Here is a 19561-nt window from a genome sequence, read left to right as displayed (position 1 = left end):
ATTGAACTCAGTTAACTTGATTAGTTCTTAGGTATACAAGGAGGAAGATGTAGATGGTCTTGCAGGTATGCATTATCATTTAGGTACTCGTAAGAATATTTTTCTTAAAAGAATCTTTACTTACTAGATAGCATTCTCCTGGATTTAATTTAGTGCTCAAATACTAGTTCAGGTGAAAGCTATTTAATAGAACCGATCTCTTACAATTGAATTACCTGTCCATTTTTGTCACGAAATTTAGCATACCTGACCTCACCCTCACCAATAAAGCGGTATTGGACTCCCACAATTCCGACTGGAGTATTTTTGGCCGTTAGTTCCATGGCTGAAGAGTCATTCACAAAAATCTCTGCCTTGCCATTTCGGGAAGTGATTTTCAGTTTGGTCCATTCTCCCAGATCAGCACCAAAGCCACTCAAATCTTCATACTTGGATTCCAGGTAGTGTCCCAAATACGCCAGCCCCAAGTCTCCGATACAGGCACTGTCCGCCAGAGGAATGATGATGATGTCATTTTTGCATTGGATCAGTACTTCCACATAATGACAGAGATTGTCTGATCCCTGATTAAGATTTCTGATTTCAGTCTCGAATTCATAGGTATCATTCATCAGCCCCCCCAGATCCTGTTGGTTGAAAAAACGCACTTTGGGGGAGGAGGGGCTGGAAGCGATTTGGTGAGTTTGGAGCAAGTCTCCATCAACCTTTACCCCTTCTGTTGACTGGATTTCCTCTCGGGAGAAATAAATAGGCTTGTCTGGGGTTTCTATCAAGCCCAGCCAGCCATCAGTGCTGATTTGAAGATCTTGATTGCTGACGACCTCGTTGTTGATGATCAGCTTGGTGTTAAAAAAACCAGGGTAATAATAGATTGCCGAATGTTTTTTTCCATTCTTGGGGACCAGGGTTTTTCGTCTGATATCCCATGTCTGCACAATATAAACTGAATCACTGGGGGAGTTGGATGCATCGTAGCTAAAGACCACAGAGTTGGGAACGCCTGTGGTTTTGATTTTACTTAGGGAAAAGGAATACTCAACAGGATTGACATTTGGTTCCATCATCTGGAGGAATCCAAAATAAATGATGCAAACAACTAAAACGCCTGCAAAACTCCATACCAGTCTGGCAGTTGGCAGTCTTTTCCTTTTTGTCTTGGTTCCAGGAACTTCCAACTTGTCCTGATAAGGATGATTTTGTTCAAAATCACGCCAATCCACGTAGCCGACAAATTGTGAAAGGGTGTTCAGCGTTTGTACAGCAGGTTTATGAGTATTTTTAACCTTGCCCCAGATGCGTTTTAGCGTGGTCACACTGAGCCGAACGTGGATAGCTTCAAAAATCATCTCACTCAATTGCTCAAAATCATACTGGGTCCAGTTTTCTGATTTCCCGCGGTTAAGCTTTTCTTCGATCTCAGCCAGAAGTGACGGTATAGCCATGGTCAGTTGGTTTGGGTACAAATTAATGAATTTATGGCTTGGATTCATCCTGAATGAGGTTGGAATGAATCTGAACACAACAGGTCAAGCATTTTTCAATCTTTTGCAGGGTAAACTAACAGTAAATGAAAATGAAAAAACTAGTATTTTGTGCCCTCCTGCTTAGCCAGACGGCAATGGTACAGCACCTTAAAATGATCCAAGTGCACAACTACCCATTTGCCAAGTATTGTCGTGAGTTGTAAGTATTTTTCACACCTAGGGTAGGGTGATTAAATCTTCTCTCAATTGAGGAGGGAATAAGTACCAGTCTGAGTACTGTTATTGAATTCAAGCTTGTTTTAATATAGCATCTAAACCAAGAAATTCCATGGTAAACTTGATTGTTTTCCCAATTTGGATGGTTAACAAATTTCCCCATCTGTTCCATCAGGAAGGTTAAAAACTGCAAGCCTGAGCAGTCAGATCTTTCTTAATTCTACCTTTCCGTTCATCATATTTCTTGATTTTTTAATGCACGGGAAGGATAACTACCGAATAACAGGTGATTTTAACATTGGTTTAACAACTACTAAACCTTTATTAGGAAATAGGCTTTGTAGAAAATTTATAGAATTCAACGTAAAAACGGCTTCAAATTCCAATAACTAAATAAGGCAATGGGATAAAGATGTCCTAAACAAAATTTTCTATACTCACTTTCAGTAATTTTTTGCTCCGGATCAGAATTGTTTAGCAGGGCCGCAAAGGTGCCTTGCGTTACGTTTTTTTCACGTTTTGATAACTCGTTAAGAAGTAAGATTGATGCAGTTGCTATCGTCCTTTGTGGCATGAAATCGAGCATGACTCCAGCGTCACACACTGGGATGATTATAAGGCATGCGACATTCCATATGGCCTTTAAAAGACAAATTCTAAACACATGAAAAAGCTGCCTTTATTCCTCTTATTGCTGCTTTTAGCGAGCTTTTGCTGGGGACAGGACAGTCCCCAATCCAGCTACAGGCCAGTTTTAGGGGATAAACCTGCACAATCAAAAAATGTTTACCTGCTCCACCTGATCGAGCAGATGCCAGAACTGAAATCCTTACTCGAAAAAGATGTCATTTTAGCAGAAATGGCTTCTGATAAACATGTGCTCTTGTCCAATTCACTGATAAACTGTGGAAAAGAAGCTTCTTGTTATCCAGCTCAAATGGGCTTTACTGCCCAAGAGATTGAGTTGGTAGCCCAGCGTCTAGTGCAACTTGCAACTCAACACAGTGCTTTATCCAAAATTCCCAAAGAGCACCTGGCGCCTTCCGGAATGTACCAGATGAATGTGGCAGATGATCCAGCGGTCTTCTTGGCCAACGCCTGGAAGCAGGATGCCACGGCAATTAACCATATCATCTCAGTATATGCGAAAGGGCAAAAGCCTAATTATCCCAACATAGACTCATTGGGAATGAGCCTTCAATCCTCTTCCTACCGGGCAAATATCCAGGCGTTGAATGAACTGGCCTCTGTGAAGTATGGAGATTCAAAACTCTTTTATCAATTGACGCTGGGCTATGCCATGGATGCGTTGGCTATGGCCAGGTTTGAACGGGCAGGGGACTTCGAACCCATGATGGAGCATGAAAATATGGCCGCCTACCAAGCTGTGAAAACTACAGATTGGAAAGAATATAACTACCCGCTCATCCTTATTCCAGGTGCAGGAACGGAGAATTACCTCGACAGCCTCAGTTCTGGAGGGGTACTAAGATGCCAGTTGGCTTTTGAGGCATATAGCAAAAAGAAAGCACCTTTTATTCTGGTCTCTGGTGGGTATGTACACCCTTATAAGGTGCTTCACAATGAGGCGATTGAAATGAAACGCTACCTGCTCAAATTGGGAGTGCCCGAGTCAGCGATTCTCATAGATCCGCATGCACGGCATACCACCACCAACATGAGAAACACCGCCAGGATCATGTTTCGGTATGGATTTCCTATGGACAGGCCTTCCATAACCGTGACCACCCCGGCCCAAAGCGCATACATCTATTCTGATGCGATGCACAATAGATGCATGAAGGAATTGGGTTATCATCCTTATTCCAATGGAAAGCGCCTTTCTGCCACCACTGCGGAATTTTACCCCTTGATCAGCTCACTACAGATAGATACCGATGAACCTCTTGACCCTTAAAATGAAGTTTTTTTCTGCATTTATATGCCTCTTGATTCTTTCTTCGACTAGTTTGAATGCCCAGGAGATGTCCATCGACCAACTCCAGACCCTTCCCGAATTGGGGGCTGCCCAGGGAGTTTCAACAATAGGAGACCAGATCTTTATCTATGGAGATCGGGAAGTGGGCATGATGAGAAGATATACGCTCAAGGATTCGCTGCTGTATTCTGGTGAGGAGTATCAGTTTACATTGGAGGGAAAGGACCTCATCAACCACCCTACTGGGATTGCATACACCAAGGGTTTACCCACTTTCATCGGCAATTCCATCCGCCTAAACAGGGAAGGGACGGAGTGGAAGGCAGTGATCTACGCAATAGACTGGGAAGGCTTTTTAAAGACAAAGACCCTGGATGGAAATCTAATGGCCGTCATTGAGGATGACGCCTGCATTCAAGGCACACGACCCGAATACGTCAGCTATCAGGGCAGGATGATCGTTGCCACTGCTGATTATGGCCCATCCCGAAATGAAGTTAGACTTTATGACCCTGAGAAACTCCAAAAGGCTAAAAAGACTTCTGAGCCAGGCGTACTCCTAGGAAAATTCACCTGCTCTCCCTGGGTACAAAATCTTCACTGGATACCTGGAGAAGGCGCATTGGTATTGGTACAAAACCAGATTGAAGGAAGACTGTGGCGATTGACATTCCTTGATCTGGAAGCTTCTATGAAGGCTGGTAAAGAGGTGGTGCTTAAACAGATTGACTTTGATAATAAAGACGAGTTGGAAGGCTTTTGCCTGCTGAATCCATCGCTGGGAATTGCAGTCTCCTCCTCCAAAACCCAAAATGCCGCCCTTATCAAAATCCCCTAATTCTTAAAAATTTAATTACATGATGAGAAAATTATTAAACGTGATCCTGCTATCACTTCTTTCCGTGGGCGCTGTTTTTGCCCAGGGAATGGTAAGCGGTACAGTGACGGATCAGAATGGAATACCACTCGATGGGGTTTCCATACTGGAAAAAGGAAGCAGTAACTATGATATCACTGATCCGGATGGGCGTTACCAGATCGAGACGCAACAGGATGCAGTATTGGTGTTTACGCTCATGGGCTATGGCTCCAAAGAAGTGATAGTCGGAACCCAATCCACGGTGGATGTGCAGCTTACAGCAGAGGATCTTTCATTAGAAGAGGTGGTCGTTATCGGTTACCAAAGCCTGAGAAAGTCTGACCTCACCGGAGCGGTATCCAATCTGAAGGCTAAAGACCTGAATTTAACCACGCCCACACTCGGACAGGCACTAACCGGTAAAATAGCAGGTGTGCAGGTATCGCAGGTATCCGGTGCGCCCTATGAAACTACCAAAATCAGAGTGCGGGGTATAGGTTCCATCAACGCCAGTTCCTCTCCTTTATATGTGATCGATGGCTATCCGGCGGCGAATGACGTGTATATCAACCCTAATGACATTGAATCCATTGACATTCTCAAGGATGCCGCCTCAGCGGCTATCTACGGTTCCAGAGCATCAGGTGGAGTAGTGCTGATCACTACCAAAAGAGGAAAGGAAGGAAAAACACAAGTGGAATTTGACTATCAGTCAGGTATTCAACAACTGGCCAAGAAAGTAGATCTGCTTAACTCAACGCAATTTGTGGACCTCCTGATTGATGCAAGAAACAATAACTACCGAAACCTAATCGAAAATTCAGGAAGAACATGGACTGATGCGATGTATTCTGATCCTAATGAAACAAGGGTTGCCAATGTAGGGAATGCAGGAGGGGTAAGTATTCCGACTGAATTCTACGATTTTGAAAATCAGCAGGCAATTGCTCCTGAGTACGATACCGACTGGCAGGATGTGTTGTACAGAAATGCCCACACCCAGCGATATAACCTTTCCGTAAACGGGGGCAATGAAAAATCCCGCTATTTTCTAAGCGGTGGGTATCAGCATCAGCCTGGAATTATCGAAACGACCAATCAGGATCGGTTAAATTTAAGGCTGAATGTGGATTCAAAAGTAAGTGAACGGTTCAGAGTAGGAGCCAATGTAGCTTTTACAAGTAATATCAACCGGGAGGTTCAGGAAGGAAGATTTCACCAAGGACCTATTCTTGGAGCATTAATTTACATGCCGATCTTCAAAGCGTATAACGAGGATGGAACCTTGGCTAAAAATGAAGCCGCTTCACTTTCTTCGGCTTATGGATTTCAAAGCATAGAAAACCCACTTGCCCTGGCCAGTGAAACCATCATCAGCCGCCGTGGGCAACGAGGTACTTATAATGCCAATGCCAGCTATGATTTATTGAAAGGCTTGACGTTCAAAGCGAACCTGGGTATGCAGACCTACTTTGAAAAGTATGAATTCTACAAGCCTACCAGTTTGAGCAGCGGAGCCAACCCCCCTTATTCAGATCAGGCAAAAAATGCCGCCTATGCTACTGCCCAAACCTATGATCGCAGGGATAAGCTGGGGGAATTCACACTTTCCTACCTGAAAGATTTCAATAAACACGCGCTCAATGTGTTGGCTGGCTATACTGTACAGGCCACTGATACGGATGTGATCAGTGTTACTTCCAATGGCTTTGAAAATGACAACATCCCTGAAATCACGGGAAAAGGTGCTGACCCTACCAATTTCCAGATGAATGGTGGAACAGGTAAAACCAAAACCACCTTATTGTCTTATTTGGCCAGAGTGGGCTATAATTACGATAGCAGATATTACCTGACAGCTTCATTTAGACGGGATGGATCTTCTAGGTTTGGCCCCTTAAACCGGTACGGAAATTTCCCTTCGGTATCTGCAGCATGGAATATTTCCAACGAAGAGTTTTACAATGATTGGCTGGGAGAAGGATCATCGCTGAAACTCAGAGCGAGCTGGGGTCTTAGCGGAAACAACAACATCGGGGATTACAACTATTCCCAGGTGATGTCCACACCGCAACCGGTGGTATTCGGAAATGGCACGGTGGAATCAGGCGTGTGGCCTTTGAATATGAGAGACCAGTCCCTGGGCTGGGAATCCACCAGCCAGTTCAACATAGGTCTGGATACCGAGCTGTTGAATGGAAGACTTTCCGTCATTGCCAATGGGTATCTGAGCCGTTCTTTCAATCTATTGTTGAACAGACCGATTTCGGCTATTTCAGGAGCAACTTCCGTCCTGACCAATATGCCGGATTCCAAAGTAGAAAATAAAGGAGTTGATCTTCAGATCGATGCAGCTTTGGTTTCCATAAAGGATTTCAATCTGAACCTTAGTGGAAATATTTCCCTGAACCGCAACAAAGTACTGGATCTGGGAGATGCAAGTACTATCCTTTCCAGAGGTGCGGAGCGTTCGTACCTGACACATATCACTACCACGGGTCAGCCGATCGGTATGTTCTATGGATTCAAAGTAGCAGGAATGGTGAGGCAAAGTGATATGGATAATATTGCTGCCGATGATGCAGCCTATAATTCAGCTGCACAGTCCTTTCCGGAAGGATATGAAATCAAAGGCCCTCCTAGATCACTGGCTTCCAGTAATCCGCTACGTCCGGGAGATCTTTACTTTGAAGATGTAAATGGCGATGGTATTGTAAGTGATGAGGACAAAACGGTGATCGGTTCCCCTTATCCTGATTTTACATACGGACTTACTCTTTCAGGCAACTTTAAAAGTTTTGACTTTGCAGTAGCAATGAACGGTTCACAGGGAAATGAAGTGCTGGATGGGCAGGATTACTACCTCTTCAATATGGAGGCTTCCGGCAACCAATATGCAGTAGTCGACGACAGATTCCGAAGCGAGAGCGATCCGGGAAATGGCTGGGTGTACAAAGCTTCCAGAGGCGGAACCCAGAGTAATAGTACCCGACTTTCTACTTTCTACATTCAGGATGGTTCATTCCTTCGGATCACCAATATCACAGTAGGATATAATGTAAAACCTGAAGCCTTACAGAAGATGAAACTTTCGGCATTCAGAGTTTACGTGGGCGTGGATAATGCTTTCACCTTTACCAAGTATTTAGGATACAACCCTGAGGTGGATTACAACGACGGGGCTAACCTGACTCCAGGGGTTGATTATGGTAAGTACCCGCTGATGAGATCATACAACTTAGGGGTAAAAGTCACTTTCTAATCTGATCCCAAAACTGAAAATCATGAAATCGAGCACCGCGGAAAAGACACTCAGCCAGATGATTATTCACAGTGCGAGATTCCAAATGACCATTGAAAAACAAAACTTAAGATGAAAAAATACATTGCTATATTCTTTGCCATCATCAGTACGGCTGCACTCTTTTCCTGTGGGGAAGATTTCTTGGATCTATCTGATCCAAATGCAGTGCCTGCAGGTGAATATATGAAAGCACCTTCGGATGTGGAAGCAGCAGTCAACGGTATCTATGCAGCTATTCGGAGCAACAGTGCGCTGGGGGAAAGCAGCGGCGTCTATATTGATGAACGAAGCGACGACATGGGAAGAAATGACAACCAATCCAGTGCCGGGGAGCCTTTTCAGTTCAATGATTTCTCCCTGATTCCAAGTAATACGTTTCTAAAAAATCATTGGTCTGCGCTCTATACGATCATTTCCCGGGCCAACTACGTGATCAATAACATAGAAATAGTTACTTATTCAGATGAAAACTTAAGGAGTAACCACCTTGCTCAGGCAACCTATTTGAGAGCGTTGGCTTACTATCACCTGGTAAGAAAATGGGGAGCTGTGCCCTTAGTAATCCGGGAAGTGAAAACGCCGGATGAATTGGAAGAGGTGACTTTTAGGGAAGCAGAAGCCAATATCTATGCACAGATCATTGCCGATCTGGAAGTGGCTATTGCTAGCTCGCTGCCCGATCATCAACCGGTGTCGGGTAAGGGGAAAGTATCCAAAGTGGCAGCTTTGGCTTTGCTGGGAGAGGTGTATCTCACCATGGGCAGCAATCAGATACCTGGTAAGAGTCCGAGTGAATTTTTCACACTGGCCAAGAAAAATCTGGAGGAAGCCTACTCCAAAAGAACCTTTGGAGACTTGAAAGAGATTAGCTATGAATCAGTTTTTGATGTGGACCAGAAATCTACTAATCCGGAATTGATATTTCAGATTGTTTACCGTCAGGGAGATCAGGATCTTAGTTCTGCGGTAGCCAGAAACAACCAAGCGCTGGGCGAAACTATCAATTCACAAAGGCCGGCTACAGGAAGCGGGACCCGTGTGAATCTGGACTTGGTGAATGAGTATGAATCGAATGATCCGAGGAAAACCTTTTCTGTAAATTATGCCGAAGATTCCAGAGTTCAGGAATACTTCATCTCCAAGTTCCGTGATGTAAGTGATGCGGCAGGGGTAAACGGTTTTGGTGGAAACGACCACATTATGATGCGCTATGCAGATGTGATCTTGTTGCTGGCAGAGGTAAATGAGCGTCTGGGAAATACCGCAGAAGCAATTGCTTTGCTGAATCAGGTGAGGGAAAGGGCAGGACTTCCGCTTTATGAGCAGGCTCTGCAAAATCCTGATTATGTGTCACGCTATCCCAGCTTGAAGCTGGCGATACTTCATGAGCGAAGAGTGGAATTAGCTTTCGAGCAGAAGCGCTGGTACGACTTACTTAGAGCCTTTACTATTCCTGAATTGGTTCAGTTTTTCAAGAGCAAAGACCAGTCAGCCTACGGCATTGCTAATCTTCAGAATTTCTCGGAGAAAGATAGATTTTACCCAATTCCATTTGATGAATACCAACTCGATCCCGAGCGCATGTACCAAAATCCTGGATACAATTAAAGGATTTTAAATTTCATAATAAAAGGGGCCGCAAGGCTCCTTTTTCTTTATGGGTTCCCGCATAGTATTTCCCAGAAGGTTATGGCGAAAAAACCTGTTCAGATTTTTTTCACTATCGCTACTAGCATGGACTTGCCCGATTTCGGACGGTTTTGTTCGCCTGTTTTTTTAATAAGGATAGAAAAGCTGTAATCACATCCTTTAAATCGATGTTTGAATGGCATAGAATTGGACTTTAGCTATAATCCTGAAGATCAGAAAAGGCACTCAATTACTTACTTTTTAATTCCAAACCCTTAAAGAAATAGAATCAAAAATGTGGCGAAATAATCTCAAAATTGCCTGGCGCAATCTCACCAAAGACAAAACTTATTCAACCATTACTATCTTAGGACTGACCATTGGATTGGCCTCTTGTATGCTCGTGGGAACAGTGGTTTTGGATGAGATTTCATACGACAGATTCTGGGCAAATAAAGATCAGCTATACCGTATCCTGACAGTGGAAACCTCCGCAGGAATGGAAGGGCGAACAGAGTCAGCGTATATGAATCTGGGCAATGAATTAAAAGATAACTTTCCAGAAGTAGAAGCTGCAGGAAAAATCTCCAAGGCGAGCTATAGTTTTCGTCTGGAAGAAAATAAGAAGGATGCGGTTCAGATGGATCTTATCCAGGCGGATACCAATGTCTGGGATTTGCTGGATTTTTCTGTTTTGGAAGGAGTGCCGGAAAACTATATTGCAGGCGTCGGGAACTTGGTGATTTCCGAAGAATTCAGTAAGGCTAATTTTCCAAATGAATCCCCTGTAGGCAAGGTCATCCATATGGTTTCTCCCTATTTGGAAGAGTCTAAACCATTTATGATTACAGGAGTGATATCCAATATTCCTTCCAATACCTACCTCAGGTCAGATGGAATCCAGGTTTCCCTTCCGGCTAACCGGGAGCTCAGCCGTGAAGGTTGGGGTTATTACGAGGAGCAGATGATTCGGATGAAAGCTCATACAGATATGCCGGCTTTCAAAGAAAAGATCAATCAATGGTATCTTGAGTTTATCACCGATGCTTCCGATGATACCAGAAGAAGAGCGCCGACCTTTGATTTTCAGCCTATTGAGGATATTTATCTCAACTCGGATTTTGCCCATCAGAAAGTAAAAGGCAGCCAAAACAATGTTTACCTGTTTTCAGGGATTGCACTGCTTTTACTGCTCATCGCATGCATAAATTTTATCAATTTGAGTGCGGCACGCTCTATTAAAAGAATCCGTGAAATCGGAGTCAGGAAAGTTTTGGGTGCCGGTAAGAAACAACTGGTTTTCCAGTTTCTATTTGAGAGTCTTTTATTTTTTGTCATTTCCGGTGTATTGGCCGGTTTGGTCTATGCTTTGAGTCTGGACCAATTAGAAAATTTCCTGGGACATCATCTGGAAGTGCAACTATTTGATAATGGCCTGCTTTTACTATCCTTTGTTTCGGGGGTGATGCTGATCAGTGTGATTGCTGGGCTTTACCCCGCTTGGATGGTTTCTGGCTTTGCTGTAGGAAATGCACTGAAAAACCGAATTGGAAAGGGCATGAATACCTCTGTGCCAGCAATCCGCAAAGCATTGGTTTCCACACAATTTGTATTTGCAATTTTGGTATTGATAGGAACCGTGACGGTCTGGAGCCAAATGAGTTACATGGAAAAAAAGGATTTGGGGTATGATCCTGCCAATGTTTTAAGTATTTCCTCTTTTGCCACAGAGGGCAAAGCAGCTGCATTAAAACAGCAGATTGCCCAGATCCCGGGAGTAGAAAGGGTCAGCTTAAGCAGTTGGGTTCCTACGCGTGGTTCCGCATCTATGGTGAAGCTCATTAAGCATCCTGAAGACCCTGATCAAACCATTCCTGTCAATTTTATCCTGGGGGATAGTGACCTTCCCGTTGTATTAGGGACCAAACTGCTTGATGGAAGAGGATTTGATGAGCGGGAGCAAGGCGAGGGTTTGACAGCGTTGGATACTGCGAAAAATATAGCAGAGGTGCCTTCTAAAATTTTGATGACTTCCGGCACGGCGGATATTTTGCAGGTTTCGGAACTAGGGGTATTGGAATCCAATCTGCAAGCAATCCCCCTTGGGATCATCGAGGACTTTCACAGCATCTCATTAAGGGATCCTATCAAGCCTACAGTTATTATGGTAAGTAATGAATTTAATTATGCCTCAGTGCTGATCAAAGTTCAGGAAGGCAGGGAAGGAGACGTACTTGCCGGGTTAAATACATTGTAGAATGGATTTTATTCCGAAAAACCCATGGAGTTTGAATGGGTGGATGATATGGTGAAAAGCCAATATGAAAAGGAGCAAGCCCAGGCACATCTCTTTACATTCTTCAGTGTGTTGATGTTATTCCTTGCAGCACTGGGGATATTTGGATTGGTGGTGCATGCCACCGAGCAGAGAGTCAAAGAGATAGGAGTGAGAAAAGTATTGGGAGCTTCTGCGGGTAGCATCGTGCAGTTGTTTTCTTTGGATTACATCAAATTGGTGGTGATCGCCTTGATGATAGCCTCTCCAATCGCCTGGTATGGTATGAATTTGTGGCTAAGCGGATTTGCCTATAAAATATCACTGCAATGGTGGATGTTTGTCGGTGCAGGCTTACTTGCTGCAATCTTGGCTCTTTCTACAGTCGGTGTACGCGTACTATGGACTGCAAGGATCAATCCGGTAAATTCCCTGAGATCAGAATAGTTTGGCAGTCTGAAGGAAGTTTCCTGGTTACTTTATTTGTTCGGCTCGCTCGATTTGTTGTTTAGGTCTAGTTCTGACAAAATGAATTTCCGAGATGCTGTAATTTAAAGATTTGGAATCTTTATAGTTTTCAGGATTCCATGAATCATCTTCCTTGCAGACTCATTCCTTTCAGGATAGGAGAAATGGACTTCTAGGTATTCACTGTCTTTGACCAGGACTTTGGCAAGGCCTATCACCCGTCCTTCAACAGGTGTTTCTTCGTAAAATACCGATTCCCAAGTTATTTTATAGGTCTGTAACTTTTCATTTGCTTTGATAAAAGTTTGCCTGTCATCGCTGGTTTCTTTCAAAACGGTATAGAGTATAACCTTCCCTGTTGGGGTATCATAATCATAATAGTAATCACCTTCTGTAGGGAAGCGAGCAGGTTGTAGCGGAGTGTCCTTTACTTTGAGATAAACTCTGGGCATCAGGAATTTATTGTCCAAATAGATTCCCGTAAATGGGTCTTTCCAGAATGAGTTGTACGTATCCTTTAGCCGAAGATCCTGAACGTTTGCATTATTCCATTCTGGAATTTGCAGATTGAGGCTGTTGCTTACCTGCTTTAACTTGGACAATGTAGCCAATGTGTCTGCAGTCCGAAGCGGAATAGCAGTAGAGAAAACAAGCCGGTTTTTCTGGTAAAACCCAAGTAGGTAGTCCGTTCCTGAAGCACTTGCCCAATAGATCCCTGTTTTATAATCCGGCGTTCGGGCAAAAACTGAGGTTTCATGCAGCGTGGCACTGTAGGTTGTAGCACCTGCATTTAACCCGTCAAAGGCAGGGTTCCCGGCTTCGCTATAGTAACGATCCAAAAACACCTCCTGCTTGTCGTAAAGCAAGGTTCCGCTCACAAACAGGTCGCCCCATTCCTGATCCTGAAACAAGACAGTTTCCTCCTGGTAAATGGGATTGTCGGGATCGTTAAAGGTATGCCACAGCTCTTCGATGGCATTTTTGTAGCGTGCCATAAAAGGAAAAACCTGACTTGCATTGGTAAACACAAGATGGTTTTCCCCGCTTTGGGAAAGCTCATTTGTAAACGGTGCCCGGCGGAGCCATGCACCAAGATCTTTCCCGGTGAGCTGTGCTGTTTCCGCGTCCCATTCAAACTTTCTTGTTTTTTCGGTATTACAGCCGACCAAAACCAACAATAAGGCTATGATCGGATATTGAATTTTGCTATGCATACTTGTTTTAGTTCTCATTTTGTATCCTGTACTTCAATATTCCTGTTTGAGGGTCTAAAAAGTAAGGGGAAACGCTGCTTGCGGTAAATTCACATACAATGGTATAGACATCCCCTTCCACGTTCAGGAGTGCAAAGTTTTTATTTATGTCCTATCGGCTCTTTTGTTGTTTTAGTGTGGCAATTCCATTGGCTTATTGTCTGATTTTTGTTTTACACCCGGAGTCGGATGTTATGATTTTCGGCATATTTCAGTCTCCCGTCTCCTATCTATTTGTTTCCTCTCTTTTTCTTAAGTAAAAACAGTACGCATTCCATACCGAACTATAATCCTCCTCCAGGAACCACTCCAGACGTAGTTTGGTAAGGGTCTGGTTATTGAACTGCTCACCGTACATGGCCATACTTTGGTCGCTTTCATAGGCCAGCCAACTTATAAATGCGGCTTCGGTATCAAAATCGGCAACAATGGGATACGGCCCGCGTCCATCATTTACTGTTCCTAAGGTGAATTTGCCGTTGTGGATGTATAGCCCCATCCCGCAATAATCCCGGTGCGCGTGATAAAGCCCGCCACTTTCTGTTGGGTTCGCTTTCAATTTTTGGGCGACCCTCAATGCTAATTGTTCACCAAAGTTTTCATTGTCCAGGTTCTGATAAATCTCCAGTTCCTTACGTAAGAATTTGTCGGGAGTTAGTTCAGGAATATGTAGTTTCATCTGTTTATTACCATTTTAAAATGGTCAGATGGAATCTCGCATGCATTATAATCATCCCGGTGTGTGACGTCCGCCCGTCATGCTCGATTTCATCCGTTTATAATTTGTCTTTCTAGGGGCGCATGCAATATTGAATTCCATATAACCATCACAGTGTGTGCACCTGTAGGTAGGGGGGCAAGCTTGACTCCTGGCAAGCTCGGTTTCATGTGATTATGATTGATTTTTTATGGGGTGTTTATCGGTAACCAACAAAATGTGAAAGATATAAGATGAATTCGGATAGACCTCTTGATTGTCCTAGCAGTCTATGGCGGTTTTGGTGGTTTCATCCTCCTGATAGTGGATGTTTATAGGTTCTGCTTTTTTGATGAATAGGTTTATCATTTATTTTCTTGATTGAAAAACTGATCTTGCTGATTTGCACTGTTTAGTAGCTGCTGAACAACTACTAAACCTGCGTCCTCAGTGTTCTATGTTTTTAGCGCCATCATTCTTTCCTTTCACCCAAATTAAACTCCGTTAACCCGTCTTCGGAAAGAAATTGCTTGGTATAGGCTTCCAGCTCTTTGGCTTTTACTGCAAAGCTTTTTTCTTCAAAATCGCTGCTGTTCATTTGTTCTTTCGGTTTTGAGGTAGTACTTATTTCCACGCTTTTGGCAATATGGTAGGTGTCATTTTCAATGCTTACCACTTTAAACCAACCGAAGCCTCCTTCACTGCCTGTAAAATCTCCTTTTTCCTGATACAACCGATACCTGCCAAAGTAAATTTCTCCTTCCTTTACGGTTGCCAAGGCAGCGTTTTTTTGCGCATAGGCTTCCTTCTGTGCAGGTAAGGTCGCTGTTTCATATAGGGCATAGCCGATTAATGAAAAGGAGAACAACAACATTATCCATCCAAAAACGGTGATTTTAAAGCGTCCATTTTGCGGGGGCAGTTTTGCCAGTTCCTGCTGTGCAAATGCTTCCATTTCATGGGTCCACTTTCGGGCTGGAACAGAACCTCCGGTAGGCGTTTGATAATATTTGGGAAACACTTTTTTAGGTTGATGTACGTGAAAAACCGATCTGCTTTCTCTTTGAAAGAAAGCGAGTACCATCGGCTTTTCCGGGTCTTTCGGGTTCTTTAAATGGTCTGCTTCTATTTTTTTTACAATATAATCTGTTATCCTAATCCACATGTTAGTTGATTTTTAAGGTGTTTATGTTGCTTTTCGGGTCTTTTTAGCGGGTATCCAAATACCACTTAGTTTGGCTGATTGTGTACCGTTTCAATAGGAATATTGTGTTTTTCAGCATAGGGGATCACCTGATCATCCAATCGGTTCAGCCGGGTTTCCATCTCCTGATCGTGCCTGAGGAACAGGTCTTCAATAGCGGTATTGATTTCCATATCCGGCCGATTCTCATCTATCATCCTTGCAATGTCGAGGTAGTCATTTTCAAAGATTTCTTTGCTGTATCGGAACAATTCCAGAGAGGCAGCCTTTAATGCTTTGGTATCTTCTTTTTCGGGTAACTCTTCTACTTTTTGTAAGCTTTCATTGTGAGGGACAATGATCATTTGGTTAACATATTCTACTGCTGTTCCTTTTGTGACCTCCTTGTCTTTGAATACGGTAATATTTCCTTTTGCTTTAAGTTCGCGGAGTTGCCCAAAGAATTTGGGTGAATATCTGGTTGTTATATTATTGGTGTTTAACCAGGCTCTCTGCACCACTTTGTCGGGTGAAACCGGGTTGCATGAAGTGAGGCTGAGGGATATAACTGTCAGCAAAACGAAGATGATTTTGGTGTATATTGTTTTCATTTTATGGATGATTAGGGCAATACCACATCTAGGAATTGAAAGGGGAGTTCTTTTACCGCATTTTCGTTTTCCATAAGAATCTCGATATAGCAGTTTTTTGTGGGTGCTTCGCTCAGATAGAATTGATAGATAGTATCGATTGAGTAATACCCACTGCTGATTTTTGTATCATTTTCATTAAAAATGGAGATTCTGTAAAATGCCTGATCCAGGGGTTGGTTTAATTGAAAAGTGAGTGTTGCGCGCTTCGAACTACCGTTTACCATTCCCATTATATCCTCGATAAATTCACGGGCATAGTCTATTTCTTGTTGTTCTTCCTCGCTGATTGTCCCTTCTTTTTTGCGTTTTTCCACTTCCTTATCGACCATCTTTTGCATTTCTTCCTGCATATTGATAAGTTTTTCGTTGTCCATTAGTTTTAGTTCTATTTCCGGGTAACTATCGGCTAATAGATTTTCATCTTTTCGTTGTAAAAAATCACGGATAATCACTTTGCCCTTATTCGCTTGGGTAGGGGTGAAGTAGAGCAGAATACCTTCAACCATTTTTATCTTGGTGGCTTGGCGTACGGGTGCTTTTACTGTGAATTCCATTCTTTTATCCTTGTGGTAGACCTCGTTATTGTAAAAGACATCTTTAATTTCTTCCAATGATTTTCCCGTATCATCTATGACCTGTATCCTGCCAAGTTTTATAAGGTGGTATTCATCCAGCTTAATACCGTTCACTGCGGTAGTAAATGTGATTTTACTGATAGAATCGGATGTGCTTCGCTGTGTTTGTCCATGAAGCCTTTCTTCTTTAATATCCTGTAAAAACAAATTCAATTCCTGCGAATAGGAAGAAATGCTTAAAAAACAACCCAGTATCATTACAATAAGTAGTCTGTACATAATCAATGCATTTATGATTTAGGGAAGAATAATGTTTTCAAAACCAAAGGGGATTTCTTTGATGGCATCTTCATTTTTTACCAGGATGCGTAATTCCGTTTCAGGATCTACATCTTTCAATAAACTACAAGTGTAAGTGTTGTTACTATAATACGTGCCGTCAAATAAATTTTCCCCATCTCTGAATACTTTTATTTCAACAATGTTATCCTCCGGATCCCAACGGTAAAAGTGTAATAGTTTTGAAGGATCACTAGTCCATAAAGTAAAATCGTGCAGCGCTTTATCCAAGTAGCGCTCTGCGTCGTCCAAGTCGGTTCCCACGCCTGCATTCAGGTGTATTTCTTTTATCTTTTGATAATAGGAGGCCTCATCTTCTTCTTTTAAAGTTTGCAACCCTTGTAAATCAATCAATACCAGCTTGGAGCGAATCTGTTTTTCAGGCAATAAATTTATGTGGTATCGCTGTTGTAGATTTTTCAAATTCAGTTTGGATTGAAGCTCTTCTGAAATCGTGAAATATTCCAGTACTCCTTGTAAGGAAACGCTTTTTGCTTGTCTTACCGGCGGCTCTATACCGATTACCATTTCATTATGTTGGGTGAAATAATTGGTAGGGGAAGGGTACCTGCCAATCGGTTTTAACCAATTGCCCAAATCATCTACTGCTGTGATTTCCTTCAGACTCACCTGATGATTTTCATCTACTTCTATGCCCGTAAGCTCGGTTGTAAATTCCAGATTACTTGGCAAAAAACCGATGTGTCTCTTCTCATCGCTGCCTTTTAGAACAAGTTCTGCTCCTTGGGCAAGCAGCATTAGAGGAATAAAGTGACAGACAATCGCTAATACGAATATGGTTTTCATAGGATTGTGAATCATCATATTAGTTATTCAGTTCGTCTAGCATCTGTTGCAGGCTCATATTTGCTTTTTCTATAATTTCAGAATCTACAGATACTGTTTTTGAAACCTTAGTCAGTAATGCCTGACGGTCTGAAAAATCGAGCTGTGCCATTACCATACCGCTGTCCCACAGAAAGTCATAAATTATTGCGGTGCCTTTTTCTGCATTACTTTGATAGGTCACCAGTTGCTTACAGAACGAAATCATCGGAAGGATTTCATAAAAGTTTTCACTGAATGCCAATAGGATAAAAGTCCAAAGTTGCTCTGTATCATTATACTGCTGCTTAGCTCCAAAACGGTGGTCAGCTATAAAACCTCCAATTATCTTCCCATTGCTGGATTTAGGATAATACAAATGACTTTGAGGGACAGTTGCAACATCTGTTGGAGAATACATTTCCCTGCTTTCCCACCAAGCAAGAATATTATCATCCACCATCAATGGCTTGGGTTTCGCTGTTAAGAATTCTTCCAGTTTTTCTTTTTTGATTTCTATGTTTAGGTACAGTGAACTAGGTTCTGACATTTTATTTGATTTTTAATTCAGTGGTTACTTTAATTTGATTAGCTGATTTTTGATCGCTTAAGATCGCAGTTAAGCGGTAAGGGTTTTTCACAGCGCCTGTTGAGAAAGTGATCGTGGCACTTAGTTGCCTGGCAACATCTTCGGCTTTAATACCCACCTCTTTGTAGGTGCTGAACAAGTTAGGATTGTCCAGGATTTTAGTCCCTTCCTGATCTAGGAGTTCCAATGAAAGAATAGGGTAAACCTTCTCATTTTCAGAGCTTAATCCCTTGATTCCTTCCAGCAGCAGGATAATTTTATCGTTTTGGTCTATTTCAGAAGTTCGCACCGGTTGTTTTTGGCTTTCATTCCACAGATAAATAGTTGAATACCCAATTCCGGTGGACTCAACAGTTAGTAATCCGGCGTCTTTTACTGTAAAGGGCATTTCATAGGTGAAGCTCCCTTTGCCTTTTTTATCCCATATATGGATGTGTGCCTTGTACTGCTCATCGTTGTTGTAGGGTAGGGCTGCGGTGAAATTGGCTTGCAGCTCAAGTGGTGATAGGCTCGTTCCTTCTTTTATATCGGAGAGTAAATCAGCGTAGGAGAGCACCGTGTCTTTTTCGTTTTTCACAAGATCCAAAGACAGGGCAGGATAGGTTTTTCCGTCTTCTTTTTGAAATCCACTAACGTTTTCAAACACCAGATTTACCGTTTCCCCATACACAAATTGGTTGTTTTTGCTTGGTTGTCCGCCGGTTTCTACGGTGATTTTATAGCAGGAAATGCCATCGCCAGTGGAAACAGCCCCGGAGATAAAATCCTTGCTTGCAGATTTGTTGAATTCACAGGAAGCCAACAGGATAGAACCCGTTAAAATGCAGGAAGAAATGAATGCTAGTGTTTTCATAGAGTATGGTTTTTATATCCCATTTCCACCGTAATGTGATTTCAATACGAGATTGACTTCTTTTTTAAACTCCTTGTATGCAAAACCATACTTTAGAGCAATCCCCTTCACCTTTTTCTTGAGTGTACCTTGACGTTTGAACAGTAAAATGGCCCCAATAATCAAGGCAAGCACAACAAAACTGAGTATAACTATCATCGTACTTTTTATGTTATTAGCCTCATTTATAGAATAACTTTTTCCGGCAAATAGAAAATTGTAACCGGCTATGGCTGTAACCATTAAAAAAGCAGGAATCCGTACCCACAGATGCCCTTTTATATAATGCTGGTAGTTGATTAGAACAGCATCAAATTCCTCTTGCCTTACCTTTGGGATAAATTGTAGTGCTGCGGTTTGTTCTTGACTCATCAGTTGTGT

Annotated in this window: 16 protein-coding genes; 6 read left to right on the top strand and 10 right to left on the bottom strand. The window is 42.6% G+C overall.

The window, feature by feature from the left end:
- Positions 1–200: 200 nt before the first annotated feature.
- A complete protein-coding gene (locus AS141_RS12425; RefSeq protein WP_057937993.1) occupies positions 201–1442 on the bottom strand; it encodes a hypothetical protein in 1242 nt (413 codons plus the stop codon).
- Between the two features lie 922 nt (positions 1443–2364).
- On the opposite strand from AS141_RS12425, the gene AS141_RS12410 reads away from it, so the two are divergent.
- From AS141_RS12410 to AS141_RS12385, 6 genes are all read left to right on the top strand, one after another.
- Positions 2365–3618, top strand: coding sequence for a YdcF family protein (locus AS141_RS12410; RefSeq protein ID WP_057937990.1), 1254 nt, complete (start codon positions 2365–2367; stop codon positions 3616–3618).
- Position 3619: 1 nt separating this feature from the next.
- Complete coding sequence (locus AS141_RS12405; protein ID WP_057938206.1) at positions 3620–4477, top strand: hypothetical protein; 858 nt, start codon at positions 3620–3622, stop codon at positions 4475–4477.
- A 19-nt stretch (positions 4478–4496) separates the two neighbouring features.
- The gene (locus tag AS141_RS12400; RefSeq protein WP_232424894.1) at positions 4497–7760 is read left to right on the top strand and encodes a SusC/RagA family TonB-linked outer membrane protein; all 3264 of its coding nucleotides are present in this window, start codon (positions 4497–4499) and stop codon (positions 7758–7760) included.
- A 111-nt stretch (positions 7761–7871) separates the two neighbouring features.
- Positions 7872–9410: a RagB/SusD family nutrient uptake outer membrane protein gene (locus tag AS141_RS12395; protein WP_057937989.1), complete on the top strand. Its 1539-nt coding sequence runs from the start codon at positions 7872–7874 to the stop codon at positions 9408–9410.
- Between the two features lie 316 nt (positions 9411–9726).
- Entirely contained in the window at positions 9727–11688 is a 1962-nt protein-coding gene (locus AS141_RS12390) for an ABC transporter permease (RefSeq protein WP_057937988.1), read from the top strand.
- A 24-nt stretch (positions 11689–11712) separates the two neighbouring features.
- A complete protein-coding gene (locus AS141_RS12385; RefSeq protein ID WP_057937987.1) occupies positions 11713–12153 on the top strand; it encodes an ABC transporter permease in 441 nt (146 codons plus the stop codon).
- Between the two features lie 104 nt (positions 12154–12257).
- Here AS141_RS12385 and AS141_RS12380 read toward each other — a convergent pair whose 3' ends face one another.
- The 9 genes from AS141_RS12380 to AS141_RS12340 form a co-directional block, all read right to left on the bottom strand.
- A complete protein-coding gene (locus AS141_RS12380) occupies positions 12258–13388 on the bottom strand; it encodes a hypothetical protein (RefSeq protein ID WP_057937986.1) in 1131 nt (376 codons plus the stop codon).
- Positions 13389–13653: 265 nt separating this feature from the next.
- Positions 13654–14106, bottom strand: a complete 453-nt coding sequence (locus tag AS141_RS12375; protein WP_057937985.1) for a hypothetical protein — start codon at positions 14104–14106, stop codon at positions 13654–13656.
- A gap of 490 nt (positions 14107–14596) precedes the next feature.
- On the bottom strand, positions 14597–15289 hold the full coding sequence (locus tag AS141_RS12370) for a hypothetical protein (protein ID WP_057937984.1): 693 nt from the start codon (positions 15287–15289) through the stop codon (positions 14597–14599).
- A 65-nt stretch (positions 15290–15354) separates the two neighbouring features.
- Positions 15355–15918: a hypothetical protein gene (locus AS141_RS12365; RefSeq protein WP_057937983.1), complete on the bottom strand. Its 564-nt coding sequence runs from the start codon at positions 15916–15918 to the stop codon at positions 15355–15357.
- Between the two features lie 11 nt (positions 15919–15929).
- Entirely contained in the window at positions 15930–16814 is an 885-nt protein-coding gene (locus tag AS141_RS12360; protein ID WP_157243463.1) for a hypothetical protein, read from the bottom strand.
- Positions 16815–16832: 18 nt separating this feature from the next.
- Entirely contained in the window at positions 16833–17681 is an 849-nt protein-coding gene (locus AS141_RS12355) for a hypothetical protein (RefSeq protein ID WP_157243462.1), read from the bottom strand.
- Positions 17682–17700: 19 nt separating this feature from the next.
- A complete protein-coding gene (locus tag AS141_RS12350) occupies positions 17701–18249 on the bottom strand; it encodes a hypothetical protein (protein WP_057937980.1) in 549 nt (182 codons plus the stop codon).
- A gap of 1 nt (position 18250) precedes the next feature.
- Positions 18251–19141 (bottom strand): hypothetical protein, encoded by an 891-nt coding sequence (locus AS141_RS12345; protein ID WP_057937979.1) that lies wholly within the window; start codon positions 19139–19141, stop codon positions 18251–18253.
- A 12-nt stretch (positions 19142–19153) separates the two neighbouring features.
- On the bottom strand, positions 19154–19552 hold the full coding sequence (locus AS141_RS12340; protein ID WP_057937978.1) for a hypothetical protein: 399 nt from the start codon (positions 19550–19552) through the stop codon (positions 19154–19156).
- Positions 19553–19561: the final 9 nt, after the last annotated feature.

This window comes from Algoriphagus resistens (assembly GCF_001442615.1).
GTDB classification, from domain to species: domain Bacteria; phylum Bacteroidota; class Bacteroidia; order Cytophagales; family Cyclobacteriaceae; genus Algoriphagus; species Algoriphagus resistens.
The sequence above is the reverse complement of the archived record's forward strand: the minus strand, read 5'-3'. Positions and strand labels throughout refer to the sequence as shown.

Excerpts from the sequence above, each read along its gene's own strand:
- AS141_RS12425 (WP_057937993.1), bottom strand. The coding sequence starts at position 1,442 with ATGGCTATACCGTCACTTCTGGCTGAGATCGAAGAAAAGCTTAACCGC.
- AS141_RS12410 (WP_057937990.1), top strand. The coding sequence starts at position 2,365 with ATGAAAAAGCTGCCTTTATTCCTCTTATTGCTGCTTTTAGCGAGCTTT.
- AS141_RS12405 (WP_057938206.1), top strand. The coding sequence starts at position 3,620 with ATGAAGTTTTTTTCTGCATTTATATGCCTCTTGATTCTTTCTTCGACT.
- AS141_RS12400 (WP_232424894.1), top strand. The coding sequence starts at position 4,497 with ATGATGAGAAAATTATTAAACGTGATCCTGCTATCACTTCTTTCCGTG.
- AS141_RS12395 (WP_057937989.1), top strand. The coding sequence starts at position 7,872 with ATGAAAAAATACATTGCTATATTCTTTGCCATCATCAGTACGGCTGCA.
- AS141_RS12390 (WP_057937988.1), top strand. The coding sequence starts at position 9,727 with ATGTGGCGAAATAATCTCAAAATTGCCTGGCGCAATCTCACCAAAGAC.
- AS141_RS12385 (WP_057937987.1), top strand. The coding sequence starts at position 11,713 with ATGGAGTTTGAATGGGTGGATGATATGGTGAAAAGCCAATATGAAAAG.
- AS141_RS12380 (WP_057937986.1), bottom strand. The coding sequence starts at position 13,388 with ATGCATAGCAAAATTCAATATCCGATCATAGCCTTATTGTTGGTTTTG.
- AS141_RS12375 (WP_057937985.1), bottom strand. The coding sequence starts at position 14,106 with ATGAAACTACATATTCCTGAACTAACTCCCGACAAATTCTTACGTAAG.
- AS141_RS12370 (WP_057937984.1), bottom strand. The coding sequence starts at position 15,289 with ATGTGGATTAGGATAACAGATTATATTGTAAAAAAAATAGAAGCAGAC.
- AS141_RS12365 (WP_057937983.1), bottom strand. The coding sequence starts at position 15,918 with ATGAAAACAATATACACCAAAATCATCTTCGTTTTGCTGACAGTTATA.
- AS141_RS12360 (WP_157243463.1), bottom strand. The coding sequence starts at position 16,814 with ATGTACAGACTACTTATTGTAATGATACTGGGTTGTTTTTTAAGCATT.
- AS141_RS12355 (WP_157243462.1), bottom strand. The coding sequence starts at position 17,681 with ATGAAAACCATATTCGTATTAGCGATTGTCTGTCACTTTATTCCTCTA.
- AS141_RS12350 (WP_057937980.1), bottom strand. The coding sequence starts at position 18,249 with ATGTCAGAACCTAGTTCACTGTACCTAAACATAGAAATCAAAAAAGAA.
- AS141_RS12345 (WP_057937979.1), bottom strand. The coding sequence starts at position 19,141 with ATGAAAACACTAGCATTCATTTCTTCCTGCATTTTAACGGGTTCTATC.
- AS141_RS12340 (WP_057937978.1), bottom strand. The coding sequence starts at position 19,552 with ATGAGTCAAGAACAAACCGCAGCACTACAATTTATCCCAAAGGTAAGG.